General features: G+C 69.8%; 19 protein-coding genes. 15 read left to right on the top strand and 4 right to left on the bottom strand.

Annotated elements, in window-relative coordinates; genetic code table 11:
• Window positions 1-38 precede the first annotated feature (38 nt).
• From ACTWPV_RS25270 to ACTWPV_RS25255, 4 genes are all read left to right on the top strand, one after another.
• Entirely contained in the window at window positions 39-1,649 is a 1,611-nt protein-coding gene (locus ACTWPV_RS25270) for an ABC-F family ATP-binding cassette domain-containing protein (protein ID WP_443153671.1), read from the top strand.
• A gap of 4 nt (window positions 1,650-1,653) precedes the next feature.
• Window positions 1,654-2,514 carry a hypothetical protein gene (locus ACTWPV_RS25265; protein WP_443153670.1) on the top strand — a complete coding sequence of 287 codons (861 nt, stop codon included), beginning with the start codon at window positions 1,654-1,656 and terminating at the stop codon, window positions 2,512-2,514.
• Between the two features lie 204 nt (window positions 2,515-2,718).
• On the top strand, window positions 2,719-4,203 hold the full coding sequence (locus ACTWPV_RS25260; protein ID WP_443153669.1) for an RNA polymerase sigma factor: 1,485 nt from the start codon (window positions 2,719-2,721) through the stop codon (window positions 4,201-4,203).
• Window positions 4,204-4,281: 78 nt separating this feature from the next.
• Complete coding sequence (locus ACTWPV_RS25255) at window positions 4,282-5,391, top strand: NlpC/P60 family protein (RefSeq protein ID WP_443153668.1); 1,110 nt, start codon at window positions 4,282-4,284, stop codon at window positions 5,389-5,391.
• Between the two features lie 3 nt (window positions 5,392-5,394).
• Here ACTWPV_RS25255 and ACTWPV_RS25250 read toward each other — a convergent pair whose 3' ends face one another.
• A complete protein-coding gene (locus tag ACTWPV_RS25250) occupies window positions 5,395-5,892 on the bottom strand; it encodes an inorganic diphosphatase (protein WP_347648020.1) in 498 nt (165 codons plus the stop codon).
• Between the two features lie 414 nt (window positions 5,893-6,306).
• Between ACTWPV_RS25250 and dacB the strand changes: the two genes are divergently transcribed.
• The 11 genes from dacB (at window position 6,307) to ACTWPV_RS25195 (ending at window position 16,032) form a co-directional block, all read left to right on the top strand.
• Window positions 6,307-7,482, top strand: coding sequence for a D-alanyl-D-alanine carboxypeptidase/D-alanyl-D-alanine endopeptidase (dacB, locus tag ACTWPV_RS25245; RefSeq protein WP_443153667.1), 1,176 nt, complete (start codon window positions 6,307-6,309; stop codon window positions 7,480-7,482).
• A gap of 196 nt (window positions 7,483-7,678) precedes the next feature.
• Window positions 7,679-8,755, top strand: coding sequence for a zinc-dependent metalloprotease (locus ACTWPV_RS25240; RefSeq protein ID WP_347648018.1), 1,077 nt, complete (start codon window positions 7,679-7,681; stop codon window positions 8,753-8,755).
• Window positions 8,756-8,995: 240 nt separating this feature from the next.
• Entirely contained in the window at window positions 8,996-9,988 is a 993-nt protein-coding gene (tilS, locus tag ACTWPV_RS25235) for a tRNA lysidine(34) synthetase TilS (protein WP_443153666.1), read from the top strand.
• A gap of 10 nt (window positions 9,989-9,998) precedes the next feature.
• On the top strand, window positions 9,999-10,550 hold the full coding sequence (gene hpt / locus ACTWPV_RS25230; RefSeq protein WP_347623965.1) for a hypoxanthine phosphoribosyltransferase: 552 nt from the start codon (window positions 9,999-10,001) through the stop codon (window positions 10,548-10,550).
• Window positions 10,551-10,796: 246 nt separating this feature from the next.
• Complete coding sequence (ftsH, locus tag ACTWPV_RS25225; RefSeq protein ID WP_347623964.1) at window positions 10,797-12,791, top strand: ATP-dependent zinc metalloprotease FtsH; 1,995 nt, start codon at window positions 10,797-10,799, stop codon at window positions 12,789-12,791.
• Window positions 12,788-13,366: a GTP cyclohydrolase I FolE gene (folE, locus tag ACTWPV_RS25220; protein WP_132597767.1), complete on the top strand. Its 579-nt coding sequence runs from the start codon at window positions 12,788-12,790 to the stop codon at window positions 13,364-13,366. The genes ftsH and folE overlap by 4 nt, the downstream gene beginning before the upstream one ends.
• Window positions 13,367-13,424: 58 nt before the next feature.
• Entirely contained in the window at window positions 13,425-14,282 is an 858-nt protein-coding gene (gene folP / locus ACTWPV_RS25215; RefSeq protein ID WP_443153665.1) for a dihydropteroate synthase, read from the top strand.
• A complete protein-coding gene (locus ACTWPV_RS25210; protein WP_132332063.1) occupies window positions 14,279-14,725 on the top strand; it encodes a nuclear transport factor 2 family protein in 447 nt (148 codons plus the stop codon). The genes folP and ACTWPV_RS25210 overlap by 4 nt, the downstream gene beginning before the upstream one ends.
• Window positions 14,715-15,077, top strand: coding sequence for a dihydroneopterin aldolase (gene folB / locus ACTWPV_RS25205; protein ID WP_347648015.1), 363 nt, complete (start codon window positions 14,715-14,717; stop codon window positions 15,075-15,077). Before ACTWPV_RS25210 ends, folB begins: the two co-directional genes overlap by 11 nt.
• Window positions 15,077-15,580: a 2-amino-4-hydroxy-6-hydroxymethyldihydropteridine diphosphokinase gene (gene folK / locus ACTWPV_RS25200; protein WP_347648014.1), complete on the top strand. Its 504-nt coding sequence runs from the start codon at window positions 15,077-15,079 to the stop codon at window positions 15,578-15,580. Before folB ends, folK begins: the two co-directional genes overlap by 1 nt.
• A complete protein-coding gene (locus ACTWPV_RS25195; RefSeq protein WP_347773786.1) occupies window positions 15,577-16,032 on the top strand; it encodes a DUF3180 domain-containing protein in 456 nt (151 codons plus the stop codon). The genes folK and ACTWPV_RS25195 overlap by 4 nt, the downstream gene beginning before the upstream one ends.
• Here ACTWPV_RS25195 and ACTWPV_RS25190 read toward each other — a convergent pair.
• The 3 genes from ACTWPV_RS25190 to ACTWPV_RS25180 are packed head-to-tail and all read right to left on the bottom strand — an operon-like array spanning window position 16,029 to window position 18,479.
• The gene (locus tag ACTWPV_RS25190) at window positions 16,029-16,214 is read right to left on the bottom strand and encodes a hypothetical protein (RefSeq protein WP_443153664.1); all 186 of its coding nucleotides are present in this window, start codon (window positions 16,212-16,214) and stop codon (window positions 16,029-16,031) included. The genes ACTWPV_RS25195 and ACTWPV_RS25190 overlap by 4 nt on opposite strands.
• Window positions 16,207-17,337 carry an acyltransferase family protein gene (locus tag ACTWPV_RS25185; RefSeq protein ID WP_443153663.1) on the bottom strand — a complete coding sequence of 377 codons (1,131 nt, stop codon included), beginning with the start codon at window positions 17,335-17,337 and terminating at the stop codon, window positions 16,207-16,209. Before ACTWPV_RS25185 ends, ACTWPV_RS25190 begins: the two co-directional genes overlap by 8 nt.
• Window positions 17,334-18,479 carry an NADH-quinone oxidoreductase subunit D gene (locus ACTWPV_RS25180; RefSeq protein ID WP_347648010.1) on the bottom strand — a complete coding sequence of 382 codons (1,146 nt, stop codon included), beginning with the start codon at window positions 18,477-18,479 and terminating at the stop codon, window positions 17,334-17,336. Before ACTWPV_RS25180 ends, ACTWPV_RS25185 begins: the two co-directional genes overlap by 4 nt.
• Window positions 18,480-18,518 lie beyond the last annotated feature (39 nt).

Genomic DNA, 18,518 nt, shown 5'->3' with positions numbered 1-18,518 from the left:
TGATGCTCCGTCACGAACCGGCCCGGTAGCCTGCGCGCATGGGTCACGTCGAAGTAGGACATCTGACATACGTGCTGCCCGACGGGCGGCCCCTGCTCAACGACGTGTCCTTCCGGATCGGCGAAGGAGTGAAGGCGGCGCTGGTCGGGCCCAACGGCGCGGGCAAGACCACGCTCATGCGGCTGATCGCCGGCGACCTCCAGCCGGTCGAGGGCTCCGTGGCCGGCTCCGGCGGGCTGGGCGTGATGCGCCAGTTCATCGGCAGCGTGCGCGACGGCAGCGACGTGCGCGCCCTGCTGCTGGGCGTCGCGCCGCCCGCCGTGCGGCAGGCGGCCGAGCGGCTCGACGAGGCCGAGCTGGCGATGATGGAGCGCGACGACGAGAAGACGCAGATGCGTTACGCGCAGGCCATCAGCGACTACACCGACGCCGGCGGTTACGACATCGAGGTGCTCTGGGACACCTGTACGGTGGCCGCGCTCGGAGTGCCGTACGAACGGGTGAAATATCGCGACGTGGCCACCCTGTCGGGCGGCGAGCAGAAGCGGCTGGTCCTGGAGGCGCTGCTGCGCGGCCCCGACCAGACCCTGCTGCTCGACGAGCCCGACAACTACCTCGACGTGCCCGGCAAGGAATGGCTGGAGCAGCAGCTCAAGGAGACGCCGAAGACGGTGCTGCTGGTCAGCCACGACCGCCAGCTGCTGGCGAACGCGGCCGACCGGATCGTCACCGTCGAGTCGGGCGGCATCTGGATCCACGGCGGCGGGTTCGCCACCTACGCCGAGGCGCGCAAGGCTCGCAACGAGCGGCTCGACGAGCTGCGCAGGCGCTGGGACGAAGAGCACGCCAAGCTCAAGGCCCTGGTCACCATGTTGAAGAACAAAGCGCGCTACAACGACGGCATGGCCCCCGCCTACCACGCCGCCCAGACGCGGCTGCGCAAGTTCGAGGAGGCGGGGCCGCCGGAGGTGGCGCCGGGCGAGCAGAACATCAAGATGCGCCTGCGGGGCGGCCGCACGGGCAAGCGCGCGGTCATCTGCGAAGGGCTGGAGCTCAGCGGGCTGATGCGCCCCTTCGACCTGGAGGTCTGGTACGCCGAGCGCGTCGCGGTGCTCGGCTCCAACGGCTCGGGCAAGTCCCACTTCCTGCGCCTGCTGGCGGGCGAGCAGGTCCGCCACGAGGGCGTGGCCAGGCTGGGCGCCCGCGTCGTGCCGGGCCACTTCGCCCAGACGCATGCCCGGCCCGAGCTGCTCGGCCGCACCCCTGTCGACATCGTCATGACCGAGCACGCCAGGCTGAAGAACGAAGCCATGAAGGCGCTGGCCCGCTACGAGCTGGCGGGCAGGGTCGCGGAGCAGCGCTTCGAATCGCTCTCGGGCGGGCAGCAGGCGCGCCTGCAGATCCTGCTGCTGGAGCTGTCGGGGTCCACGCTGCTGCTGCTGGACGAGCCGACCGACAACCTCGACCTGGCCAGCGCCGAGGCGCTGCAGGCGGGGCTGGAGGCGTTCGACGGCACGGTGCTGGCGGTGACCCACGACCGCTGGTTCGCCGCCGACTTCGACCGCTTCCTGGTCTTCGGCTCCGACGGCACGGTCTACGAGTCGCCCGAGCCGGTCTGGGACGAGTCCAGGGTCGTGCGTCCGCGTTAAAGACTTGGTACGGCAGGCGCGTGTCCTCTGCCATCCGTGCCCATGCACGGGTTATCACGGCAAAGTGATCCCGCGTAGCCGAACCGTCAGCCTCCTCGCACTCGGGGCGATCTGCCTCACCGGGTGCGCGAGCGAGGAACAGCCCGTACAAGAGCTCAAGCCGCTCGCTCTCAAGGAGCAGGTCTCCAATATCGTCAAATCCGCCGACGGATATGCCGTCAACTGGGCCGGCGTGCTCAGCAACACCAACCCGTGGCATTTCGGCGAGCACGTGGTGGCCACGATCGTCGGGCACGACACGAAGGGCGCCGAGGTGGTCAGGATGGACCAGCCGCTCGACGCCGTGCCGCCGGGCGGGTCGCTGGCCTTCACCGGCCAGGCCACCGCCACCGAGAAGCCGGCCAAGGTGACGATCCAGTACCGCCCCGCGCAGTGGCGGCTGGCGGCGCGCATCCCGTCGGCGTTCCGGGAGTTTCCCATCACCCGGACCCAGACATTGCGCCAGAAGAACGGCTCATACCTTATTACCGGGTATGTCGATAATCCTTATAGAACGGCGGCGAGCAGCCTCGTCGTCAACGCGCTGCTGCGCGACAAATCAGGCAAACTTCTGGCCGGCGGCAGCACGTTCGTGGATGACGTGAAAGCGGGCCGCCCGCCGCGCTTCATCCTCACGGTGTCGGGAGTTCCCGCGCGCGCCAAGGTCGCCAAGACCGAGATCGTGGCGCGGACCTGGGGGTCGACCGGCCGTCCTTACGAGGATCTGGCGCTCGGCGGCGCCCTGCCGGTGCACACGGTCAAGCCGACGACCGAGCCGTTCGCGGTGGACCGGAGCACTGAGATCGTCTCCAAGTACAAGCAATGATTTTCTGCTCTAAAGTTCGATAAAACGGGCCACAGGGCGACACAGGGCCGCATAGTGCGGCACAGTGCCGCATAGGGGCTACAAAAAGGGCGCAGGGGGCCATCGTGAATATTCATCAGGTACCCGAACATGCGGCCCGACAAGCCGAGCCAACGGCGCGGAAATGGTGGAACTACTAGTTACCGATCCATTACCTTCGGTCACATGGATGACCGCGTTCTGGTCGAAGCCCTTCGCGCCCGCGACACCGACGCCGTGGCCGCGCTCTACGACGCCTATGCGGAGAGCATTTACCGCTACTGCTGGTCCCTCCTGATGAGTGGCGACAGCGCGCAGGTGGCTCTCCGCGACACGCTGATCGCGGCCGAGGCGCACGCGGACGCGCTGGCCGACCCGGGGAGGCTGCGCACCTGGCTGTACGCGCTGGCCCGCGCCGAGTGCCTGCGCCGCAGGGCCTGCGCCCCGCCCGGCTCCGCGCAGGCGCTGGCCGAGGCGCCGCCGCTGGACGACCCGGCCGACGCCGACCTGCGGATCATGGCGTGGAACGCGGTCCACGGCCTGCCCGTGGCCGACCGCGAGGTGCTGGAGCTGGCCTACCGGCACGAACTGCCCGCCACCGAGCTCGCCCAGGTCCTCGCCCTCCCGCCGCGCCAGGTGGAGCAGGTCATGGGGGAGGCCCGCGAGCGCCTGGGCGGCGCGCTCACGGCCGAGATCCTGGCCGGGAAGGGCCCGTACGACTGCCCGGCGCGCGCCCGCATCCTCGCCGGCTTCTCCGGCCGGTTGACCCAGGAGATGCGCGAGCACCTGATCAGGCACCTGTCGCACTGCGAGACCTGCGCGCCCCACCGCACCCGCGAGGTGTCGGCCGCCAAGGTCTACGCGCTGCTGCCGGCCGTGGCGCTGCCGGAGGCGCTGCGGGTCAGGGTGCTGAGCTGCTTCGGCGACCCGGAGCTGCTGCCCTACCGGCGCTACGTCGCCAGGCGGACGAGCGGCCTGGGAGCCGCCGGGTTTCCCGTTCCCGCGGACAAGGGCGCTGGAAGGTGGCCTCAGGCGCTGGCAGGCGCGCTGGCGGCGGTCGCGGCCGTGGTGGCGATAGCGGTGATCTTCCAGCAGATCGGCAGGGACAACGGCGGCCTGTCGGGCGTCGCCACGGCGGCGTTCCCCCCGACGGGCGAGCCGCCCGGCATCAGGCTGCCCTGGCAGGGCGAGCCGAAGAACCAGCCGGTGACCGTGATGCCCATCGTCGACGCCACGACCATGCGCCCGCTCGGCGTCACGGAGTCGCCCGATTTCCCGCCGCCCCTGGTCATCCCCTCGCCCTCGCCCCTGATGCCCTCGCCGACCGGCGGCCCGCCGCCGTCGCCCGGCCCGCCGCCGTCGCCCGGCCCGCGGCCCACCGGGCAGGGCCGGCCGCCGGGCCTCCCTCCGACGCACGTACGGCCGGTGGAGCCGTCCCTTGCGGAGCCCCCTCCGGTCAGACCCTCGCGGCCGCGGCACACGTTCAGGCCCCCCGGTGGGCCGCCCCGGACCTTCGCCCCGACCCGCACCCCGACCCGCATCCCCACCCCGACCATGACGCCGATCCCCACCGTCACGGTGACGCCCACCCCGACCACCCCCAAGCCGACGCAAACGGCTACCCCGCCGCACACCGAGGAACCTTCGGCAACGCCTACGGAAAGCGGCTGACCTGCGTAAACCCCTGTTACGCACGTCAACTGTCGGGGACTGTGTGCATAGAGTGACCATCTGCTTCCAGGGGGACCTATGCGCGCATTCCGGGCTGGGCTGCTCGTGGGCTGCCTGCTGGTCGGCATGTGCCCGCCGGTCATGGCGGAGCCCGTCCCCTCCTCGCGTGACGTCAAGAAGGCCCGCCAGACCGTACGCGAGCGGTCGAAGCGGCTAGGGGAGACCAGCGCCAAGCTGGCGACCGCCCAGTCACGGCTCGACCGGCTGGCCGCCGAGGTCGAGCGGCTGGTGGAGGCGTACAACGGGGAGCTCGTCCAGCTCCGGCGCGCTGAGCAGGCCAACGAGCAGGCCAAGGCGCGACTCGCGGCGGCCGACGCCGAGGTCGAGCTGGCCCGGCACGACGTGGCGCTGCTGGCGGCGGAGACCTACGGCGGCGTGGCGATGCGGGAGCCGTTCCTCGGCATCCTCATCGACCAGGGCGAGACAAGCGGCCTGCTGCACCGGGCGGGCGTGCTCGAACACATGAGCAGCGAGCGGGCCGCGATCCTCGCCAGGATGCGCGACGCCCAGGAGGTCGCGAACATCCTGCGCATCGAGGCCGCCAACGCCTACGCCGCCCACAAGGCTGCCACCGAACGCGCCAGACTCGCCAAGATCGCCGCCAAGGAGGCCGTGGCGAGGCAACTGCGTGAAACGAAGGCGCTGCGGGCCCGCGAGGAGCACCTCCAGCGCAAGGTCGACGCGGCCCGCACCCGCGCCCAGCGGCTGGCCCGCCGCAAGGCCGCGGCCGCGTCGGTCGCCGGGCTCACCTCCCGCGGCTCGGCGCTGGGGGACGTCGCGGCCAACTGGGCGCTCACCCAGCTCGGCAAGCCGTACGTGTGGGCGGCCGACGGCCCCGAAACCTACGACTGCTCGGGGCTCACCATGCGCGCCTGGGAGAAGGTCGGCGTGCGGCTCGACCACTGGACCGGCACCCAGTGGACGTCGGGCCCGCACGTGCCGCTCGACCAGCTGCACCGCGGCGACCTGGTGTTCTTCGGCCACATCAGCGACGACCCCGGCACCATCCACCACGTGGGGATCTACGTCGGCCGGGGCCAGATGGTGCACGCGCCGCAGACCGGCGACGTCGTACGGGTCGCCTCGATCTACCGCGGGGACCTGGTGGGCGCCACCAGGCCCCGCTGACGGTCAGTGACCGTGGTTTCCCTCGTCCTTGGCCCGGCGGAAGGAGCGCTCGATCTCGGCCTCCGCCTCGATGCGGCCCACCCAGTTGGCGCCCTCGACCGACTTGCCCGGCTCGAGGTCCTTGTAGACCTCGAAGAAGTGCTGGATCTCCAGCCGGTCGAACTCCGACACGTGATGGATGTCCTGGATGTGGTGCATGCGGGGATCGGTCGAGGGGACGCAGAGGACCTTGTCGTCGCCGCCCTTCTCGTCGGTCATCCTGAACATGCCCACCGCCCGGCACGTGATGTAGCAGCCGGGGAACGTCGGCTCCTGCAGCAACACCAGCGCGTCCAGCGGGTCGCCGTCCTCACCGAGGGTGTTCTCGATGAAGCCGTAGTCGGCGGGGTACTGCGTGGAGGTGAACAGGAGCCGGTCGAGCCTGATCTTCCCGGTTTCGTGGTCCACCTCGTACTTGTTCCGTTGCCCCTTGGGAATCTCTACGACAACGTCGAACTCCACCGCGGTCCTCTCTCATGGGTCGAGAGCACCTCGCCAGGCGTCCGGGAACGCGATCACCCGCCTCCCCGGGGCCCGGTCCGGGCTTCTCTCCCCCGCTCAGCCCCCGGGCACCCCCGGCTGGGCGTTAATGTCTCGTAGGCGAACACTGGAGAGAGGGCGGGCGACGTGGCGCGGCACGACAGGTGGGTGATGCTGACCACCCTCGTCGTGCTCCAGGCTCTGACCATCGTCATCGGCGTTTACGCGATGACCACCGGCTTGAGCCTCAGCGCGTTGACGGGGCAGTCTCCACCGGCCGGGCCGACGGAGTCACCGCAGGAAGAGTCTCCCCCCGCCCCCGTGGTCACCGCGGGACCTGTGCTGGCCCAGCTTCCGGCGAAGCCCGGAGACGGACCTCTCCCGACCAAGAGTACTTTGACGCGGCAGCTCACCCGCGCGCTGGGTGACGCGGCCCTGGGCGACAGGGTCGGCGCCGTCGTGCTCGACGCGGTCACCGGCCAGCAGATCTTCGCCTCCAACGCCGACGCCGCCTTCGTGCCCGCCTCCACGACGAAGATCGCCGTCTGCGCCGCCGCGCTCGCCTCTCTGGGGCCCGACACCCGCCTGTCCACCAAGGTCGTCCAGGGCGCCAAACCCGGCACCGCCGTCCTCGTGGGCGGCGGTGACCCGCTGCTCGCCGGCCCTTCCGCCAAGCCCGGCTACCCGAAGCAGGCCTCGCTCCGGACGCTGGCCGCCCGCACCGCCGCCACCCTCAAGTCGCGAAATATCAAGAAAGTCACCCTCTCGTACGACACGTCCCTCTTCGTCGGCCCGACCAAGGCCGACGGCTGGAAGCCGAGCTACATCCCCGACGGCAACGTCGCCACCGTCCACGCCCTCGCCATCGACGAAGGCCGCCGGCACCCCCGCTACAACGCCCCCAGAGTCGACGACCCGCCCCGATACGCCGCCGCCGCCTTCGCCAGACTCCTCAAGAAGGAGGGCATCGCGGTGTCGAAATCCGTGCGCCAGGCCAAAGCCCCCGCCGGCGCCACCGAACTCGGCCGGGTCGACTCCGCCCCCGTCTACGCCCTCGTGGAGCACACCCTGACCGAGAGCGACAACGACATGGCCGAGGCGCTGATGAGGCACGTCGCACTCAAGGAAGGACAACAGGCGTCGTTCGAAGGAGGCGCCAAGGGCGTGATCGCCGTACTCCAGCGGCTCGGGGCCGCCCAGGGCGTCGCCGCGCTCTCCGACGGCAGCGGCCTGTCCATCCGCAACCGCATAAGCCCCCACGCCCTGGCCAAGATCATCGCCATGGCCGGCTCCGCGAACCACCCCGACCTGCACGCCATCGCCTCCGGCATGCCGATCGCCGGATTCTCCGGCACCCTCGGCAACGGCCGCCGCTTCACCGCCGCCGACAGCAAGGGCCAGGTCGGCCTCGTACGCGCCAAGACCGGCACCCTCAACAACGTCAACACCCTGGCAGGACTGGCCACCACGAAAGATGGGCGACTGGTCACGTTCGCCTTCATGGCCGACCACGTCCCCGTCACCGCCGAGCCCGTACTCGACCGCCTCGCCGCCATCGTCGCCCGCAGTTGACTGTATCCATGGCGATCCTGCGGATCGCGGGCTCGGTCGCTTGGGTCCGGTGTCTTCCATCGTCGTTCGGTCGCTGCGCTCCCTCTCTCCTCAGTCCAGACACCGGCGCTCCCTCGCGGGTTGGTGGCGATCCTGCGGATCGCGGCTCGGCCGGGGACCTTCGCGGGTACGACGAGAAGCACGTACGGTGGACGTTATGCAGGTGATCGACTGGGATCTGGCCGTCACGACCGGCACGCGCCTGGTGCGCCCCGGTCCTCAGGTGAGCCGGGAGGAGGCCAGGCAGGCCGTCGCCGAGCTCCGCACCCTGTCACGTGAGGCCGAGGGCCACGTGCGCGAGTTCACGAAAATTCACACCGACACCGCGCCGCAGCCCGCGACCATCGTCGACCGGCCGGGCTGGATCAAGGCCAACGTCGAGGGCTTCCGCGTGGTGCTCGAACCCTTGACCCAGCGCATGAGCGGCGGCGACAATCCGCCACCCGCCATCGTCACGGCCGTGGGCTCCCGCATCACGGGCGTCGAGGTCGGCGCCGTCCTGGCGTTCCTGGCCTCGCGCGTGCTGGGCCAGTACGAGCTCTTCCTCCCGCCCGACCCGACCGGCGAGGAGCCGACGGGCCGCCTGACCCTCGTCGCGCCCAACATCGTCCACGCCGAGCGCGAGATGGGCGTCGATCCGCACGACTTCCGCCTCTGGGTCTGCCTCCACGAGGAGACCCACCGCGTCCAGTTCACGGGCGTGCCGTGGTTGCGCGAATACGTACGGTCGCAGATGACCGAGTTCCTGCTCGCGTCCGATCTCGACCTGCCCACCCTGCTCGAACGCCTGCGCAACGCCGCCGACACGGTGGCCGACGTGGTGCGCGGCGGCGAGGGCAACCTCATCGACGCCATCCAGTCGCCCGGCCAGAAGGAGATCCTCGACCGCCTGACGGCCGTGATGACCCTGGTCGAAGGGCACGGCGACTACGTGATGGACGCTGTCGGCCCTTCCGTGGTGCCGTCGGTCGCCGACATCCGCGCCAAGTTCGCCCAGCGCCGCGAGGGCGGCTCCCGCCTCGACCGCACGGTCCGGCGCCTGCTGGGGATCGAGGTCAAGATGAAGCAGTACGCGGAGGGCTCGGCCTTCGTCCGCACCGTGGTCGACCGGGCCGGCATGGACGGCTTCAACAAGATCTGGACCTCGCCCGAGACGCTGCCGACGACACCGGAGATCTCCGACCCCGACGCCTGGGTCGCCCGCGTCATAGGCACTCCGGCCCTCCCGGCCTGACCCGCGTCACCCGCCCGGATCGCCGGTGGCGGCCGGAAGCCGCGCGGGGTGTCCTGGGGCGGGGTGTCCTGGGGACGGTCGGACTCCGGCGGGGTGTCCGGGGGGCGGTCGCGCTTCGACCGGTTGCCCGTGGTTGCCGGGTGACCGGCGGGTCGCCGTAGAGACTGTGTGACGACGGGTGGGTTGCCGTGGCGGCGGCGGGTTGCCGGAAGTGGCGGCGGGAACCGGGAGAATGGCCTCGTGGGGCCACATCCAGCAGTAGCCGACGTGCGCAGGGCCGTGCGCGAAGCGCTGGCCGACGCCGAGGAGGGCGCGCTGGTCCTCGCGGCGTGCAGCGGCGGAGCCGACTCCCTCGCCCTGTCGGCCGCCCTGGCGTTCGTGGCCCCCAGGATGGGCCTGCGGGCGGGCGTGTTGTCCGTGGACCACCGGCTCCAGCCGGGCTCGGCCGAGCGCGCCGAGACGGTGGCGGGGCTGGCCCGGGGAATGGGGCTCGATCCGGTGGAGGTGCTCGCGGTGACGGTGGGCACGGCGGGCGGCCCCGAGGCGGCGGCCAGGGAGGCGCGTTACGCCGCGCTGGCCGAGGCGGCCGACCGGCTCCAGGCGCCGGCGGTCCTGCTCGGCCACACGAGGGACGACCAGGCGGAGACGGTCCTGCTCGGCCTGGCGAGGGGGAGCGGACTGCGTTCGTTGTCCGGCATGGCGGCCAGGAGCGGCCGCTGGCTCCGCCCGTTCCTCCACCTCCCGCGGGCGACCACGGTCGCCGCCTGCCAGGCGCTGCGCCTGTCTCCGTGGGACGACCCGCACAACGTGGATCCCCGCTACACGAGGGTCCGCGTCAGGAGGCACGTGCTGCCGGTGTTGGAGAGGGAGCTCGGCCCGGGGGTCGCGGAGGCGCTCGCGAGAACCGCGGGGATGGCGCGCGAGGACGCTGACGCCCTGGACCGGTGGGCGGAGTCGGCGTACCGAAATTGCGCTCTTAGCGATATGGGAGAGTCGGTCGCGCTGTCCACGGCGGAGTTGGAGAAGCTGCCCGACGCCGTCAGGCGGAGGGTGCTGCGCCGTGCGGCCATCGCGGCGGGAGCACCGCCGGGAGCCCTGTCGGCCGCCCACGTGCTGGCCGTTGACCGGCTGGTCACGCGGTGGCGCGGGCAGAAGGCGGTGGACCTGCCCGGGGGTCTGTCCGCCGTGCGGCGGTATGGCACCCTGATACTCGCCATCAGTCCCATCCCGTAAGGAACCACAGGTGGACGCTGCCGACATGGGCAATGACCTGGAGAAGGTCCTCATCTCCGAGGACGACCTCCAGGCCAGGATCAAAGAGCTCGCCGGCCGGATCGACGACGACTATGCGGGCAAGGAAGTCCTGCTCGTGGGCGTGCTCAAGGGCGCGGTCATGGTGATGGCCGACCTGGCGAGGGCTCTGCACGTGCCCGTGCAGATGGACTGGATGGCGGTGTCGTCCTACGGTGCCGGCACCAGGTCGTCCGGCGTCGTACGCGTGCTGAAAGACCTCGACACCGACATCCTCGACCGTCATGTGCTGATCGTCGAGGACATCATCGACTCCGGCCTGACCTTGCACTGGCTGCTGGAAAACCTGAAATCGCGCAATCCGGCCTCGCTGGAGATCTGCGCCGCGCTGCGCAAACCTGACGCGGTGAAGGTGCCTATCGAGGTGAAATACGTTGGTTTCGACATTCCCAGCGAGTTCGTCATCGGTTACGGGCTCGACTACGCGGAGCGATACCGCAATCTGCCGTTCATCGGCACGCTCGCTCCGCACGTTTACACCTAGCAATCCGGCAGTGTTCCCGGCGGACCGGGAACACTGCGCAACGTGACGTACGTTGATAGGGCAAGACCGGTGTAGCGGGCGGGTCCCTCCGTGCGCTGTGCCGGTGTACCTTCGGACTTCTGGAGGGTGACCCCGTGTCCCCTTCGGGTAGTCAGAAGTCGCGGTGTCGGATGCCGCGGCCCCGGGGCGACCCGGGTTCAAGGCCATGGTCAGGAAGGGACGGGCCCGCAAGGGGTTCCGCATCGGATGGATCTCAAGCGATTTACACGTGGGCCACTGCTGTGGATCCTGGGCATCGTCGTGCTGCTCCTGCTCGTCACCCAGCTCTGGAGCGGTGGCGGCAATTACAAGCCGGCCGACACGTCCCTGGTTCTCCAGCAGATTCGCGCCGGAAACGTCAGCAACGCCAAGATCATCGATAAGGACAACCGGATCGAGGTGACGCTGACCAACCCCGTCGTGGTGAAGGCCGGCGACGCCCCGACGAAGCTGATCCAGTCGGACTGGGTCACCGGTTACGGCAGCAAGCTGACCGACGAGCTTCAGGCTCAGGTCGACGCGGGCAAGACCAAGAGCTTCGCCACCGAGGTGCCGCAGGAAAACTTCCTGGTGAGCCTTCTGGTGAGCTTCCTGCCGATCGTCATCATCGTGCTGATCTTCCTGTTCATCATGAACCAGATGCAGGGCGGCGGCTCCCGGGTGATGAACTTCGGCAAGTCGAAGGCCAAGCTGATCACCAAAGACACCCCCAAGACGACCTTCTCCGACGTCGCAGGCGCTGACGAGGCCATCGAGGAGCTCCAGGAGATCAAGGAGTTCCTGCAGGCCCCGGCCAAGTTCCAGGCGATCGGCGCCAAGATCCCCAAAGGCGTGCTGCTCTACGGCCCGCCCGGCACCGGCAAGACGCTGCTGGCCCGCGCGGTCGCGGGCGAGGCGGGCGTGCCGTTCTACTCCATCTCCGGTTCCGACTTCGTCGAGATGTTCGTCGGTGTCGGCGCCTCGCGTGTGCGTGACCTGTTCGAGCAGGCGAAGGCCAACGCCCCGGCGATCATCTTCATCGACGAGATCGACGCGGTCGGCCGCCACCGCGGCGCCGGCCTGGGCGGCGGTCACGACGAGCGCGAGCAGACGCTCAACCAGCTGCTCGTCGAGATGGACGGCTTCGACGTCAAGGGCGGCGTGATCCTCATCGCGGCCACCAACCGGCCCGACATCCTCGACCCGGCGCTGCTGCGTCCCGGCCGTTTCGACCGGCAGGTCACCGTCGACCGGCCCGACCTCGAGGGCCGCAAAGGCATCCTCAAGGTGCACGGGCGGGGCAAGCCGTTCTCCCCCGACGTCGACCTCGACGTCATCGCGCGCCGCACCCCCGGGTTCACCGGCGCCGACCTGGCCAACGTGATCAACGAGGCGGCCCTGCTCACCGCGCGGGCCGACCAGAAGCTGATCACGATGGAGCTCCTCGAGGAGTCGATCGACCGCGTCATGGCGGGCCCCGAGCGCAAGACGCGGGTCATGTCCGACAAGGAAAAGAAGATGATCGCCTACCACGAGGGCGGTCACGCGCTGGTGGCGCACGCGTTGCCCAATTCCGACCCGGTGCACAAGATCACGATCTTGTCCCGCGGCCGCGCGCTCGGCTACACGATGACGCTGCCGATGGAGGACAAGTTCCTGGCCACCAGGTCGGAGATGATGGACCAGCTAGCGATGTTGCTCGGCGGCCGCGCGGCGGAGGAGCTCGTCTTCCACGAGCCGACCACCGGCGCCTCCAACGACATCGAGAAGGCCACGGCCGTCGCCCGCCGCATGGTGACCGAATACGGCATGAGCGAGCAGCTCGGCGCCCGCAAGTTCGGCAGCGGCCAGGCCGAGGTCTTCCTCGGGCGCGAGATGGGTCACGAGCGCGACTACTCCGAGAAGATCGCCTCCACGATCGACGAGGAGGTCCGCCGGATGATCGAGACGGCGCACGACCAGGCCTGGGACATCCTGGTCGAATACCGCGACGTGCTCGACAACCTCGTGCTCGAGCTCATGGAGAAGGAGACCCTCTCCCGCGAGCAGGTGCTCCAGATCTTCAGCCCGGTGGTCATCAGGGAGCACCGCCCGTCCTACGCGGGCTACGGCAAGCGGCTGCCCTCCGACCGCCCGCCGATCCTGACCCCGAAGGAGCAGTCGGCCAACGGCTCGCTCGGCGCGGGCCACCAGGACGCCCTCCCGTCCGGAGACAGTGCGTGACTCAGCACGACATCGACCAAGGGCGGATCGAGAAGGCCGTTCGCGAGATCCTCTACGCCATCGGCGAGGATCCCGACCGCGACGGCCTCCTCGACACGCCCGCCCGGGTCGCTCGCGCCATGGCCGAGCAGTATTCCGGGCTCGGCCAGACGCCTGAAGACGTGCTGACCAAGGTCTTCGACGTCGACCACGACGAGATGGTGCTCGTCAGGGACATCGAGGTCTACTCGACCTGCGAGCACCACCTGGTCCCGTTCCACGGGGTGGCCCACGTGGGCTACATCCCCAACCAGCGCGGCGAGGTGACGGGCCTGTCCAAGCTGGCCCGCCTGGTCGACGTGTTCGCCCGTCGCCCCCAGGTGCAGGAGCGCATGACCTCGCAGATCGCCGACGCGCTCATGCGGGTGCTGGAGCCGCGCGGCGTCATCGTGGTGGTGGAGGCCGAGCATCTGTGCATGACGATGCGGGGGGTGCGCAAGCCCGGCGCCAAGACCGTGACCTCGGCGGTTCGCGGTGACTTCCGCACCAGCGACAAGACCCGATCCGAGGCGATGGCGCTGATCCTGGGCCGCTGACGACTGAACGGGGTACCCACGATGTCATCAGGTGTCCGCAAGCGCCTAGGCTTGGTCCATGACTAGCGTGCCCATGAACGTGCCGGGAGGTGCGGATCGGTGCCTTGTCATGGGCGTGGTCAATGTGACGCCTGATTCGTTCTCCGACGGCGGCCGGTGGTTCGACGAGGACGTCGCGATCCGGCACGGCCTCGACCTGGTCCGTGAGGGCGCCGACATCGTCGACGTGGGCGGCGAGTCCACCCGTCCCGGCGCCGCCAGGGTGTCGCTGCAGGAAGAGCTGGCCCGGGTCGTCCCGGTGATCAGGGCGCTCGACGCGGAGGGGGTGCGGGTCAGCGTCGACACGATGCGAGCGGAGGTCGCGAGGGCCGCGGTCGAGGCGGGCGCACGGCTCGTCAACGACGTGAGCGGCGGGCTGGCCGACCCCGACATGCCCCGCGCGGTCGCCGCGACCGGCGTCCCCTACGTCGTGATGCACTGGCGCGGCCACAGCCACGACATGGACAGCCGTGCCGTCTACGCCGACGTGGTCACCGAGGTGCGCGAGGAGCTGAGCAAGCGGGTCGACCTGGTGCTGGCGGAGGGCGTCACGGAGGAGCAGATCGTGATCGACCCGGGGCTCGGTTTCGCGAAGAACGCCGACCACAACTGGGCGCTGCTGGCAGGCATCCCGAAACTCGCCGAGATGGGTTTCCCGCTGTTGGTGGGGGCGTCGCGCAAACGGTTCCTCGGCCGGCTGCTGGCCGACCCCGACGGCACACCCCGGCCGTTCAGCCGCAGCGACGACGCCACGCTGGCGGTGACCGCGCTGGCCGCCCACGCGGGCGCCTGGTGCGTGCGCGTGCACGAGGTAGGTCCCAATGCCGATGCCGTGCGCGTGGCCGCCGCATGGAAGAGAGCCGGAGCCAACACATGAGCGTCGACACCGCCGCTATCGAGACGGTGAACCAGGAGTTCTACACCGCGATCGAGAACGCCGATCTCGACAAGATGACCGAGATCTGGGCGGAGGACTCCGGTGACGAGCAGGTGAGCTGCGTGCACCCGGGCTGGACCCTGCTGACGGGCCGCTCCGAGGTGCTGCGGTCCTGGGCGTTGATCATGGCCAACACCACCTACATCCAGTTCGTGCTGACCGACGTCAACACGACCGTGCTGGGTGACGTGGCCGTGCTCACCTGCGTCGAGAACATCCTCACCGCGGGTGAGGAGGGTGAGTCCAGCTTCGCCGCGGGCAAGGTGGTGGCCAGCAACGTCTACCTCCGCACCCCGCAGGGATGGCGGTTGTGGATGCACCACGGCTCGCCGGTGCTCCAGAGCGACGACGACGAGGAGGAGGACGGCGAGCTTGAGCGCTGACCGCATCGCTCTCAAGGGTCTGCGGGCCTGGGGGAGACACGGCGTGCTCGCTGCCGAGCGGGAGCTCGGGCAGGAGTTCGTGATCGACGCGACGCTGTTCCTCGACACCGCCCCGGCTGCGGCGGGCGACGACCTCGCCAAGACCGTCCACTATGGCGAGCTGGCCGAGGCCCTGGTCAGGGTTGTGGAGGGGGAGCCGGTCGAGCTGATCGAGACGCTCGCGCAGCGGCTGGCCGACGTGTGCCTGTCCAGCGAGCTGGTGCGCAAGGCCGAGGTGAGCGTGCACAAGCCGGCGGCGCCCATCCCGCTGCCGTTCGACGATGTGGTCGTGACGATCGAGCGGAGCCGCTGATGAAGGCCGTCATCGCCCTGGGCAGCAACCTGGGTCCTCGCTTCCAGACGTTGCAGGGCGCCGTCGACACCCTGTTCGACGCCCCTGGGCTGGAGTTCGTCCAGGCGTCCCCCGTCTACGAGACCGACCCGGTCGGCGGCCCGTCCGGGCAGCGCCCCTACCTCAACGCGATCGTGATCGCCGAGACCACGCTGGAGCCGGCCCGGCTGCTGGAGCGGGCGCTCAACGTCGAGGACGCCTTCGGCAGGGTCCGCGAGGAGCGGTGGGGGCCGCGCACGCTCGACGTCGACCTGATCGTGGTGGGCGAGTCCGTCAGCGACGATCCCGAGCTGACGCTGCCGCATCCGCTCGCTCACGAGCGCGCGTTCGTGCTGGTGCCGTGGTCGAAGGCCGACCCCGAGGCGGTGCTGCCCGGGCGCGGCCGGGTGGCCGACCTGCTGGAGGGGCTCGACCGGCAGGGCGTACGCCTGCGCGAGGATCTCAAACTGCAGAGGCCGGATTGAGGCCCACCCGCCCCGGCCATCTGGTCGGCATCCTCGTCGTCGTCGCGCTGCTCACCTGGGTGGTGATCCGGCCCGTCTACTCCGACCTGCCGCTCATGCCGTGGACCGCGATCCCCACGGTGACGTTGCTGGCCATCGGTGAGGGCTACACCGCGTGGCTGACCAAGGCCCGGATCGAGCGGAAACCCGGCACGAAGCCGGTGGAGCCGATGGCGGTGGCCCGGCTGGCCGCGCTGGCGAAGGCGTCGGCGTATGCGGGGGCGGTGTTCGGGGGGATCTTCGCCGGGTTCGGGCTGCACACCGTGCAACTGCTCGACAGGGAGACGCCGAGGGGCGAGTTCCTCGTCGCCACGGGGTCGTTGGTGTCGTGCGTCGTGCTCGTCTGCGCCGCCCTCTACCTGGAGCACGCCTGCCGCATCCCCAAGGAGCCCGAGGAGCAGAAGCGCGACTAGTGCTCGCCGGGAAGGTCTTCGGTGCTGCGCCGGGCGCCTCTGCGGACCCGGTCGTGCCACATCTCCCGGTGCAGGACACGGAGCGCGCGGCGGATCACGTCGCTCGGCCGCTCACCTTCCCGCAGCGCGGCACGGATGATCCGCTCGTCCTCGGCGGTGGCGTGAAAGCCGATGTCAGCCATGTTCCGAGCCTAGGGAGCGGCCGACGTCCTCGCCCTGCTTTTGACGTACAGGCGTGCGGCGGCGTCGGCCGAAGAGGTAGATGACCGGGGCGGTGCAGACCAGCGGGCCGATGACGGCGATGGGGCGCTCCAGCCACCATTTCAGGTCGGGCGGGATCCGCGTGCCCATGGTGCCGAACCACCACCACGACAACCCCAGCGCGATGGCCATTCCCGTGGTGTGGAAGAGGAACAGCGGCAGCGAGTAGCGGTTGATGAAGTCGTTCACCCGGCGCCAGCCCGGCCGCACGAGTACGCGCTCCATGGACGGCCGCAGCACCTCGACGAGGCCGATCTGGAAGAGCAGGAGGGCCACGATCACGAACGTGGGCGGCGCCATGTTGGACCACTTGTCGCCGGGCACGCCTACCATCGACCCGGGATAGATGCCCGAGTAGACCAGCCCGAACAGGGCGAACAGCCCGGTCCACAGCAGCCCCTTGTCGTAGCGCCGGGGCAGCGCCACGACCCGGTCGTAGAAGAAGCCGGCCTGGTGGGCGAGCCCCCAGACGATGAGCATGTTGAGCCAGCCCGCCGGGTCGACGCCGTAGCTGAAGCGCACCACGTCGATCACCAGGGCCGCGCCGCCGAGCCAGATCAGGGCGAGCACGTCGTAGCGGTTGTGCAGCCAGAGCGCCACCGGCAGCAGCGCGATCAGCACCAGGTAGACGCCGAGGAACCACAGCGGGCTGAGCACCAGCAGCACCACCCGCCACATCCAGTCGACGTCGAACGCCCACGTGACGGTGGCTCCGATGAGGACCCACACGCCGGACAGGAACAGTGCGGGTAAGGCCAGTGCGCGGATGCGCCGCAGGACGAACGAGCCGATGCCGACGCCCCGGGCTCTGGCCCGGTTCCAGGACAGCAGGTGGACGTGACCGCCGACGTAGAAGAACAGCGGCAGCACTTGCAGCAGCCAGGTGAGGATCCACAGGCCGGAGGTGAAGCCCAGCGGGCTGGTGGGCTCGGGGCCGTGCGGCTTCCATTCGAGAATGGTGAACGCCCAGTGCCACACCACCACGACGATCAGGCTCAGGGCGCGCAGCCAGTCGACGTACTTGTCGCGTTCTTGCGTCGTCACTTGTCGATGTCACCCACGACGAAGAACATCGAGCCGAGGATGGCGACCATGTCGGCCACCAGGTGGCCGGGCAACATCTCGCGCAGGACCTGGACGTTGTTGTAGGAGGCGGAGCGCAGCTTGAGCCGCCACGGCGTCTTGTCGCCCTTGGAGACGAGGTAGTAGCCGTTGATGCCGAGCGGGTTCTCGGTCCACGCGTACGTGTGGCCCTCCGGCACCTTGAGCACCTTGGGCAGCCGCTGGTTGATCGGCCCGGGGGGAAGCGCGCGCAGCCGTTCGGCGCAGGCGTCGGCCAGGTCGAGCGAGACCTTGAGCTGTTCGAGCAGGACCTCGAAGCGGGCGTGGCAGTCGCCGGCGCTCCTGGTGACCACCTTGACGGGCAGTTCGGGGTAGGCGAGGTAGGGGTCGTCGCGGCGCAGGTCGAAGTCGACGCCGGAGGCGCGGGCGATGGGGCCGCTGACGCCGTACTGCATGATCTGGTCGTGGGTCAGCACGCCGACGCCCGTGGTGCGGGCCAGGAAGATGTCGTTGTGCAGGATGAGGTTCTCGATGTCGGGCACGCGGCGGCGGGTCTGCTCGACGGCCGCCGACACGCGGTCGAGCCAGCCGAGTGGCAGGTCCTCCTTGAGCCCGCCGACCCGGTTGAACATGTAGTGCATGCGCCCGCCGGAGATCTCCTCCATGACGGCCTGGATGCGCTCGCGCTCGTCGAAGGCGTAGAACAGCGGGGTGATCGCGCCTAGTTCCAGGGGGTAGGAGCCGAGGAACATCAGGTGGTTGAGCACCCGGTTGAGCTCGGCGAGCAGCGTACGCGCCCACACGGCCCGGACGGGCGGCTCCATGCCGAGCAGGCGTTCGGCGGCGAGCACCACGCCCAGCTCGTTGGCGAACCCCGACAGCCAGTCGTGCCGGTTGGCGAGCATGATGATCTGGCGGTAGTCGCGGACCTCGAACAACTTCTCCGCGCCGCGGTGCATGTAGCCGATGATCGGCTCGGCGGTGGCGATGCGCTCGCCGTCGAGCGTCAGCCGGAGCCTGAGCACCCCGTGGGTCGACGGGTGCTGGGGGCCGATGTTGAGGATCATGTCCTCGGTGGCCAGTTCTTTCGCGCCCGCACCGAGTCCGACCACGCGTTCCGTCATACGGCCATGCTGCCACCGTCGTGGGTGTCGATCCAGCGC

This window comes from Nonomuraea sp. KM88 (genome assembly GCF_052245635.1).
Taxonomy (GTDB): domain Bacteria; phylum Actinomycetota; class Actinomycetes; order Streptosporangiales; family Streptosporangiaceae; genus Nonomuraea.
Note: the sequence above shows the minus strand (reverse complement) of the source record. Positions and strands in the feature narration are given on the sequence as shown.

Excerpts from the sequence above, each read along its gene's own strand:
- ACTWPV_RS25260 (WP_443153669.1), top strand. The coding sequence starts at position 2,719 with ATGGATGACCGCGTTCTGGTCGAAGCCCTTCGCGCCCGCGACACCGAC.
- ACTWPV_RS25255 (WP_443153668.1), top strand. The coding sequence starts at position 4,282 with ATGCGCGCATTCCGGGCTGGGCTGCTCGTGGGCTGCCTGCTGGTCGGC.
- ACTWPV_RS25190 (WP_443153664.1), bottom strand. The coding sequence starts at position 16,214 with ATGGCTGACATCGGCTTTCACGCCACCGCCGAGGACGAGCGGATCATC.
- ACTWPV_RS25240 (WP_347648018.1), top strand. The coding sequence starts at position 7,679 with ATGCAGGTGATCGACTGGGATCTGGCCGTCACGACCGGCACGCGCCTG.
- ACTWPV_RS25270 (WP_443153671.1), top strand. The coding sequence starts at position 39 with ATGGGTCACGTCGAAGTAGGACATCTGACATACGTGCTGCCCGACGGG.
- folK (WP_347648014.1), top strand. The coding sequence starts at position 15,077 with ATGAAGGCCGTCATCGCCCTGGGCAGCAACCTGGGTCCTCGCTTCCAG.
- ACTWPV_RS25180 (WP_347648010.1), bottom strand. The coding sequence starts at position 18,479 with ATGACGGAACGCGTGGTCGGACTCGGTGCGGGCGCGAAAGAACTGGCC.
- ftsH (WP_347623964.1), top strand. The coding sequence starts at position 10,797 with ATGGATCTCAAGCGATTTACACGTGGGCCACTGCTGTGGATCCTGGGC.
- folP (WP_443153665.1), top strand. The coding sequence starts at position 13,425 with ATGACTAGCGTGCCCATGAACGTGCCGGGAGGTGCGGATCGGTGCCTT.
- ACTWPV_RS25210 (WP_132332063.1), top strand. The coding sequence starts at position 14,279 with ATGAGCGTCGACACCGCCGCTATCGAGACGGTGAACCAGGAGTTCTAC.